Source organism: Streptomyces cahuitamycinicus (assembly GCF_002891435.1).
GTDB lineage: Bacteria > Actinomycetota > Actinomycetes > Streptomycetales > Streptomycetaceae > Streptomyces > Streptomyces cahuitamycinicus.
This window is the reverse complement of record NZ_POUC01000368.1, coordinates 1-8,047: the sequence shown is the minus strand read 5'-3', so window position 1 is coordinate 8,047 and position 8,047 is coordinate 1. Positions and strand designations below refer to the sequence as shown.

6 protein-coding genes are annotated in these 8,047 nt (G+C 73.8%); 4 read left to right on the top strand and 2 right to left on the bottom strand.

What is annotated here, in order from left to right; genetic code table 11:
• Positions 1 to 15: 15 nt before the first annotated feature.
• Positions 16 to 795: a nucleotidyltransferase domain-containing protein gene (locus tag C1J00_RS33330; protein WP_102912704.1), complete on the top strand. Its 780-nt coding sequence runs from the start codon at positions 16 to 18 to the stop codon at positions 793 to 795.
• On the opposite strand, the gene C1J00_RS33325 is transcribed toward C1J00_RS33330, so the two are convergent.
• Positions 782 to 1,744 carry an expansin EXLX1 family cellulose-binding protein gene (locus C1J00_RS33325; RefSeq protein WP_102912703.1) on the bottom strand — a complete coding sequence of 321 codons (963 nt, stop codon included), beginning with the start codon at positions 1,742 to 1,744 and terminating at the stop codon, positions 782 to 784. The two genes, C1J00_RS33330 and C1J00_RS33325, sit on opposite strands and share 14 nt — an antisense overlap.
• A gap of 252 nt (positions 1,745 to 1,996) precedes the next feature.
• Between C1J00_RS33325 and C1J00_RS33320 the strand changes: the two genes are divergently transcribed.
• The 3 genes from C1J00_RS33320 (at position 1,997) to C1J00_RS33310 (ending at position 5,962) form a co-directional block, all read left to right on the top strand.
• Entirely contained in the window at positions 1,997 to 3,895 is a 1,899-nt protein-coding gene (locus C1J00_RS33320; RefSeq protein WP_102912702.1) for an FUSC family protein, read from the top strand.
• 230 nt (positions 3,896 to 4,125) lie between these two features.
• Complete coding sequence (locus tag C1J00_RS33315) at positions 4,126 to 5,490, top strand: amidohydrolase (protein WP_180989783.1); 1,365 nt, start codon at positions 4,126 to 4,128, stop codon at positions 5,488 to 5,490.
• 289 nt (positions 5,491 to 5,779) lie between these two features.
• Positions 5,780 to 5,962 carry a DUF8839 family protein gene (locus C1J00_RS33310; protein ID WP_010039591.1) on the top strand — a complete coding sequence of 61 codons (183 nt, stop codon included), beginning with the start codon at positions 5,780 to 5,782 and terminating at the stop codon, positions 5,960 to 5,962.
• Positions 5,963 to 5,971: 9 nt separating this feature from the next.
• Here the strand turns inward: C1J00_RS33310 and C1J00_RS33305 are convergent, their stop codons facing one another.
• Positions 5,972 to 7,927 (bottom strand): ABC transporter ATP-binding protein, encoded by a 1,956-nt coding sequence (locus C1J00_RS33305; RefSeq protein WP_102912700.1) that lies wholly within the window; start codon positions 7,925 to 7,927, stop codon positions 5,972 to 5,974.
• Between the last annotated feature and the right edge of the window lie 120 nt (positions 7,928 to 8,047).

The window sequence follows — 8,047 nt, the reverse complement described above, 5'->3', positions numbered from 1 at the left end:
GCCCAGGAGCCCGCCGTGCCCACCGTCCCGGACCACACCTTCCTCGCCGCGACCGCCGACCGCCTCGCCGCCCTGCCCGCCGTGGAAGCCGTAGCCCTCGGTGGCTCCCGGGCCCGGGGCACCGAACGGCCCGACAGTGACTGGGATCTGGCGGTCTACTACCGGGGCGCCTTCGCCCCGGCCGATCTCCGCGCGCTCGGCTGGGAGGGCGAGGTCTGCGAGATCGGCGCCTGGGGCGGCGGCGTGTTCAACTCAGGCGCCTGGCTGACGATCGACGGCAGGAGGGTGGACGTCCACTACCGCGACCTGGCCGTCGTCGAACACGAACGGGCCGAGGCGGAGGCGGGCCGCTTCCGCGTCGAGCCCCTCATGTTCCACCTGGCCGGCATCCCGACCTACCTCCTCGTCGCCGAACTCGCGGTCAACCGGGTGCTGCGGGGCGAACTGCCGCGTCCGGGCGCCTATCCGCCGGCACTGCGCGTCAGCGCCCCGGCGCACTGGCACGGCATGGCCGCGGCCGGCCTCGCCTACGCCAAGACCGGGCACGCGCCCAGGAACGCCGTCACCCAGGTCGCGGGCGCGATCGCCCTCGCCGCGACCCAGACCGCACACGCGGTGCTGGCGGCGCGCGGGGAGTGGGTCACCAACGACAAGGGGCTGGTGGCGCGGGCGGGGCTCCAGGAGGTGGACGCTGTCGTGCGGAACCTCCCGGACGGCCCGGCCGCGCTCAACCGGGCCGTCGCCGACGCGGAGACGCTGCTCGCCCGGGCCGTGCGCGCCGTCACCGCCGGGTGAACTGCACGCGGGTCCGCTGGACGGTGTCCGGGCGGATCGGGAGGCCGTCGACCGTGAGCTGTTCGCCGTAGATGTCGGTGAGCCTGAGGGAGCCGCCGCAGCCGGTGCCGCCGGGGGAGAGGAAGTAGTTGTACTCGGTACGCGTCAACCGGCTCCAGCCACCGCCGCTCCTGACCTCGAGCCGGGCCAGCGGGTTGCGGTGGCCGAGTGCCTGGATGCCGCACCAGTGACGGCTGGAGCCGGTCTTGTAGCGGATCGAGACCGTGCCGGACGTGCCGGGGCTCAGCAGGCTCCAGGTGATCGGTATCCGTCCCGCGGAGAGACCGGCGAGTTTCGCGAAGGCCTCCTTGCTGAGGTCGAGTTGCCCGGGGGCGCAGGGCAGCGGGCACTCGTTGGTGACCCGGACGGTGACGGAGGCGCCACTCGCGCCGCGGACCAGGATGTACGCCCCGCAGGCCTGGGACGTCTCGTAGTCGGCGTGGTTCATCGCCGCGACCATCAGGTCGGGGCTCGGGCCGTACAGGCAGGCGCCGTCACCGTCCTTGGCGTCGTAATGGGTGGCCACGCCGGTGTAGGTGGTCCCGGGCTTGATCCGTCCCGCCAGGGGCGCGGTGCCGGACGCCGGACGAGGCGCGGACGAGCGGGTGGCGGCGGGGGAGGGCCGCGCCGGTGTGGCGGTCGCGGTGGGAGTGGCGGAGGACGGGGAGACCGTCGAGGACGGGGAGGCCGTGGAGGGCTTCGGAGCCGGTGCCGGATCGTGTGCCGTGCGCGAGGCGCTCGGCCGGGTTCCGGCGGCCGCCTCGGCCTCCGTCCGTACCGTGTCCGGTTCGCCGCCCGGGCGCAGGGCGATCACGAGCGAGACGAGGAGTGCCACGGCCGCCACGGCGACGGTCCAGACGAGGGCCGTGCGCCGCTTGCGAAGGGGACGGCGATGGGATGCGGATGCCACGGATGAGTCCTTCGAGTCCTTGCGTGGTTCAGGAGAACGCGCGCTCACGACTCACCAGTGGTCGCCGGGGCCGGAAAGGTTGCCGGGGCCCGCTCCCGGATTGCGTACATAAAGAACGCCGGTTCCGAGCCGTCCGACACGTTCCGGAAACCTATTCTCCAGGAACCCCGCTTACCGTGGGCAGCCACACCCCGCCCCGGCCGCCGTCGCCCGAAGGCTCTCCCCTGCCCTCGTCGAGACGACAGGAGCCCCGTGTCCCGCCGCATCACCCCGCACCTTCCGCCCTGGCTCGCGCACGCCCTGAGCGCGCAGCGGGGGCCGGTTCCCTGGAGCGCGGTGACAAGGGGGGCCCTGTCCGCGGGGCCGCTGCTGCTCCTGGCCGTACAGACCGGTCTCACCTCCCTCGGCGTCGTCGCCGCGATCGCCGCCATGCTGGCGGGCATCAACGACCGGCCCGGGAGCCGGCGCGTCTCCGTCAGGCGGATCGGAGTGCCCGCCCTGGGCGGTGCGCTGGGGCTCGTGGCCGGGACGTACACCGGGCAGGAGGCCGGGGCGGTCGTGCTCACCGTGGTCCTCACGGTCGTCGGGCTCGTCGCCGGGGGGATGAGCGCCGTCGGGCCCGTCGCGTCCGCCGTCGGGACGCAGTTGCTGGTCGGCTCGGCGGTCGGCGCCGGGATGCCCCTGCCCGAGCCGGGCTGGGAGCGGGCGCTCGCCTACCTCGCCGGGGCGGGATGGCTGCTCGTACTGCGGCTCGTCCTGCCCACGCCCGGCTCCCTCACCGGTGACTTCCGCTTCGACGGGGAGCGCGCTGCCGTGGCCCGCGTGTACGAGGCCGTCGCCGAACTGCTCGACGCCGTCGGCGGGCCGGACGCCATCCCCCGCCGGGCCGCCCTGACCGCCGCCCTCGACCACGCCCAGGACGCCCTCGCCGGGCCCAGGCTGCGCAGGTACGCCTCCTCCTCCGCCGAGCGCCGGCTGCACGCGCAGTACGCCGCGGCCCTGCCCCTCGCCGAGGCCGCCACCGCGCTCGCCTGGGCCGAGGAGGCCATCGCCGAGCGGGCCTCCCAGGGCCCCCGGCGGCTCGCCTCCGCCGTGCGCGGCAACACCCACACCGGGCCGCTGCCCGCCCCGTCCCGTTCGGCACCCGCCCTGCGCGCGCTCGACGACGCCCTCCTGCACGCCGCCGAGGTGTTCGACCAGGGCCGGGGCGGTGATGATCTGCACACCCGTCCCCGCAGTGCCGGGGACCGGCTGCGCGCCGTTCTCGGCAGTGCCGGACGCGAGTACGGGCTGCGTGTCGCCCTCTGCTTCGGCGCCAGCTCGGCGGTCGCCCAGGCCCTGCACCAGAGTCAGTGGTACGGGCAGCACGAGCACTGGTACTGGCTGCCCGCCACCGCCGTGTTCCTGGTCAAGCCCGATCTGGGACCGCTGGCCTCGCGGGTGCTGAACCGGGCCGCCGGGACCGTCCTCGGGGCGCTGCTCTTCGCGGGGCTCGCCGCAGTCCTGCCCCAGCCGGAAGGGCTCATCGCGCTCGTCGCCCTCAGCGGCGCGCTCATACCCGTGGCCACCCGGCACTTCGCCGCCCAGACCGCCGTCGCCACCGTCCTGGTCCTCGCGCTCGTCATGGTCGGCGGCGAGCCCCAGGCCTCCGCCGGCCGGATCGGCGAGACGCTGCTGGCCTGCGCGATCGTGCTGATCGTCGGGCACCTGCCGATGCCGGGCCAGCGCGGCGGGGGAGTGCGCGCCCGGCTCACGGCGGCGAGCGACGCCGCGTACGCCTACCTCACGCACGTCCTCGACGAGGCCGACGCCCCGCGCATCGGGACCTCCGGCACCCCCTCCGACCACCGCGCCACCCGCTGGACCCTGCGCCGCGAGGCCTACCGCACCCTCGCAGAGGCCCGGTCGGCCGGCTCCCTGGCCGCGCACGAACTGCCCGCCCTCGCCCGGCACACCGAGGGCGCGGACGAGGTGGCCGACCTTTTGGAACGCCTCGTCGACACCACGACCGCCTGCGCCGTGCACCTGGACGACACAGGCCGGATCGGGCCCCGCCACAAGGAGCGCCTCGCGGCCGCCCTCACCGATCTCTCCCGCCGGGGAGAGCGGGTGGGGCTACGTCCACCGCCCCGCACACCCCTGGCCGGCTAGCCCACACCGGGGGCAGCTGTGGGCGCAGGCTTGCCGGGCGTCGCCGCGGGTCTGCGGTAACTGGGCCGCCGGTATGTTCCAGGTGCCGAGGAGCATGCCGGGATCCTCTCGGAAGCCGACAGACGGGGCGGTGAGGCCAGGGTGAGCGCCCGGCCCGCCCCGCGACAGAGCTGTGACGGGATGTGCGGTTCGGCTCATGCCGCCCTACGACGCCGTCGTACGTTGGCGTGGTGACGCCTTCTGCCGCGGACAGTCCCGCCGAGCTCATCATCAGCGCATGTACCGTCCTCGTGCACGACGATCAAGAGCGGATCGGGTTCGCCGAGGACGCCGCGATCGTCGTACGCGGCGGCATCGTCGGGGCCGTCACCACCGCGGCGGAGGCCGCGGATCTGCCCGCCGCCGAGCGGATCGACGCCCGCGGCCAGGTCGCCCTGCCCGGCTTGATCAACTGCCACACGCACGCGCCGATGGTCGCGCTGCGCGGCCTCGCCGAGGACCTGCCGACCGAGGAGTGGTTCAACGACGTCGTCTGGCCCGTCGAGTCCAACCTCACGCCGACGGACGTCGAGTTGGGGGCGCGGCTCGCCTGCGCCGAGATGATCAGGGCAGGCGTCACCTGCTTCGCCGACCACTACTTCGCCATGGACGCGGTGGCCCGGGTGGTCGAGGAATCCGGCATGCGGGCGCTGCTCGGCGAGGCCTTCTTCTCCTCGCAGGGCCCCGAAGGCCGGGAGCGGTCGCTGGAGTTCGCGCTGCGCCACCGCGGCGCGGCCGACGGCCGGATCACCACCGCGCTCGCACCCCACGCCCCCTACACGGTCGACGACGCCGACCTCGCCGCCACCGCCGAGCTCGCCCGCACGCACGGCCTGCCGGTGCACCTCCACGCCGCCGAGAACCGGGACCAGACCGAGACCAGCCTGGCCCGCCACGGCGGCACCCCGATCGAGGTCCTGGAACGCACCGGCATCCTCCACACGGACCTGCTCCTGGCGCACGGCACCGGCATCGTCGACAGCGACCTTCCCCTGCTGGAGCGGTCGGACGGTCGTACGGCCGTCGCCAGCGCGCCCCGCGGCTACCTCAAGTTCGCCTGGCCCGACACCACACCGGTCCGCGCCCTCGGCGACATCGGTGTCGACGTGGGACTCGCCACCGACGGCCCCGCCTCCAACAACAGCCTCGACGTGTGGGAGTCCATGGCCCTCACCTCGCTGGTCCAGAAATCGGCTGAGGGCGACCCTCGCTGGCTGACCTCACGGCAGGCCCTGCACCACGCCACGCTGCAGAGCGCCCGTGCCGTGGGCCTCGGGGACAGCGCCGGCGGCATCGCGCCCGGCCGACGGGCCGACATCGTCCTGGTCGACCTCACCGGGCCGCACACCCAGCCCGTCCACGACCTCGCCGCCACCCTCGTGCACAGCGCCCGCTCCGCCGACGTCCGCACCACGATCGTCGACGGACGGATCCTGATGCGCGACCGGGAACTGCTGACGATCGACGTGCCGATGGTGGTACGGGAACTGGTGGAGCGCCTGCCCGCACTCGTCGACCGCAGCCACGGCCGGCGCATCCAGCAGTACGACACCTGACACCTGACACCCGACGGCACGCCCTCCGCGGACTTCCGCGGTCCGGGAAATGCAGTTCATGTTCGCGCCTGAGTGGGATGGGGGCGCCTGCGAGAAATAGGCGCATCCGGCATCACGACGAGTGCGACGACTGATACGGAAAGTGAACACATAGGCCAAGAGGCTGAGAAGTTGGTCACACTTAGCGGTGAACGCGTGTCAACTACGTCTCAGTACCGTCACTTCGCGAGCCGTTCACCCCATGGTTGGCGTTTAACTCTACGAGTACAGCGCTACATGGAGGTGCAGGGTGAACGGGCGAACGGTGCTCGAGCGCTTTCCCGCCGGTGGGCCGCGTGGCTCCTGGCCTGCGGAGGAGTTCGCGCAGGCGCGGCGCAGCGAAGGCCTGCCCGCCGAGGTCGTCATGGACCTCGCCACGGACATGTTCCTGGTGATCGTGCGCAGCGGGGACGTGGCCGACGCCACCGCCTGACGTGTGCCGTCAGCCCGCCTTCGGCGCCGGCACCTTCCTGGCCGGCGGGGGTGACGAGGCGAACTGCTCCGCCTGGAGCGCGTACAGCTCGGCGTAGACGCCGCCGGTGGCCAGCAGCTCCTCCGGTGTCCCGGACTCCACGAGCCGGCCCTGGTCCAGGACGTGCACCAGATCCGCGTGCCGTACGGACGCCAGCCGGTGGGTGATCAGTACGACAGTCTGGCCGCTGTCGGCCAGGGCGCGGATCCGCTCGAAGACCTCCAGCTCCGCCCGGGCGTCCAGGGCCGCCGTCGGCTCGTCCACGATCAGGATGCGGCCCCTGCGGTAGGCCGCCCGGGCGATGCCCAGCCGCTGCCACTGGCCGCCCGACAGTTCGTGACCGCCGCTGAAGTTGCGGGCGAGCAGCGTGTCCAGCCCGCGCGGCAGGTCCGCGACCACCGTCTCCGCCCCCGCGTCGGCGACCGCCGCGCCCAGCCGGTCCTCGCACACGGGCATCGAAGGACGCCCCAGGGCGACGTTCACCCGCGCCGTGAACGGCCACCGCTTGAAGTCCTGCGCCACCATCGCGATCCGCTCGGCCAGCCGGTTCCGGTCCGCGGTCGCCGCGTCCACGCCATCCCACATGATCCGCCCACGCTCCGGCTTGTAGAGCCCGGCGAGCAGCTTGACCAGGGTCGTCTTGCCGGAGCCGTTCTCGCCGACCAGAGCCACGATCCGGCCCAGCGGCAGGTTCAGTGTCACGTCGTCGAGAGCGGGGCGGGCCGAGTCGCCCGGGTAGCGGAACGTGACGTTCTCGAAGCGGATCTCACGCGGATCCTCCGGCAGCGGCGCACCGCCCGCCGGGATCGCCCACTGGTCCGCCTCGGTGTACAGCCGGTGCAGGTCCCCGACGAAGAGCGCCTCCTCGTGCAGCGCGTTGACCTCCACCACGAGCGTGTCGAGGCTCTGCGAGCCGGTCCGGATCGCGATCACGGCCGTGCCCGCGACCGACAGGGCCATCGCGCCCGCCAGCAGCAGCCCGCCCAGCGTCGCGTACGTGGCCACCGTCGCCAGGCCCGTCAGCGCCGCCGCGATCAGGCCCGTGCGGGCGGCGAGCCCCGCCAGGCGGGCCTGTTCGGCCTCGGCCGTCTCCGACATCGCGCGGAAGTGCCGCAGCAGGAAGGAGCCGACCCCGTGCACCCGGATCTCCGGGGCCGCCTCGGGTTCGATCAGCAGGTTCCCGAGCAGCCGGCCCGCGCGGGCGTGCTGCACCCAGGCGTGGAAGGACTCGTAGCGCCGCCGGGCGACGGTCAGCGCGCTCCAGGCGCTCGGCAGGGTCATCGTCACCAGCAGCGGCAGCAGTGCAGGGTGCAGCACGGTCAGCACGCCCGCCGCCGCGACCAACGAGATCATCGCGTTGATCACGCGGGTCCCGTAGGAGATCATCCGGCGTGCCGAGGCGGCGCCGTACTGCGCGGTGTCCAGCAGCTTGTGGAAGGCGTGGTCCTCGATCGCGGCCAGCTCGACGGCCGCGGCCCGCTCCAGATACCGCTCGGTCGCCACCCGCTCGACCTTGGGCTCCAGCCGGCCCGTGGCGTAGGTGCTCGCGGCCCGCAGGAGGGCCGCGAGGAACATCACGACGGCCACCGTGACCAGGGCGGGGACGGCACCGCGCAGTCGGTCGTCGATCGGGCCGCCGCCCATCAGCCGGGCCAGCACGCTGTTCACGGCGAGCAGGCTCACCGCCTGCGCCACGCCCCGGCCCGCCTCGGCGGCCAGCACGATCCGCGCCGCGCCCCGGTCGGCCTGCCGGGCGAGCCGGAGGCTGGACGCGAGCAGGGACGGCAGTCGGGTGATCATGGCGCGGAAGTTCAGCTCAAGGAACGCGTCGGCGTGCTGGTTCCAGCCCATGTCGTAGCGCAGTGGCCCGCCGAACAACAACCGCTCCGACTCGGACACCTCCGGCGCGGTCCGCTTCTTCCCCACCGTCGACCGACCTCCCCGCCTCGTGCCCCGTTCGTGAGCGGCCCACTATTGCGGGGCGGAAGCCGCCCCGGGCAGGGCGCAGCCCGGGGCGCCGGATGCGCGCGGGCGCACGACCTGGCC